Source organism: Bacillus sp. RB3, from assembly GCF_030164735.1.
In the GTDB taxonomy this organism is placed as follows: domain Bacteria; phylum Bacillota; class Bacilli; order Bacillales; family Bacillaceae_G; genus Bacillus_A; species Bacillus_A cereus.
The window spans coordinates 1-241 of record NZ_JASNGE010000134.1 but is presented as its reverse complement, the minus strand read 5'-3'; the positions used below and the strand labels follow the sequence as shown (position 1 = coordinate 241).

Genomic DNA, 241 nt, shown 5'->3' with positions numbered 1-241 from the left:
CTCAGTTGGTAGAGCATCTGACTTTTAATCAGAGGGTCGAAGGTTCGAGTCCTTCATGGCTCACCATTTTAATGAAATATGCGGGTGTGGCGGAATTGGCAGACGCACTAGACTTAGGATCTAGCGCCTTTGGCGTGGGGGTTCGACTCCCTTCACCCGCACTTTTAATAAAATAACTCATACATGTCTTGCGGAAGTAGTTCAGTGGTAGAATACAACCTTGCCAAGGTTGGGGTCGCGG

At 48.5% G+C, this 241-nt stretch carries 1 tRNA gene; it reads left to right on the top strand.

Annotated features, from left to right (window positions below):
- The first annotated feature begins 80 nt into the window (after positions 1-80).
- Positions 81-161 (top strand) — tRNA-Leu (locus QO049_RS30680).
- Positions 162-241 lie beyond the last annotated feature (80 nt).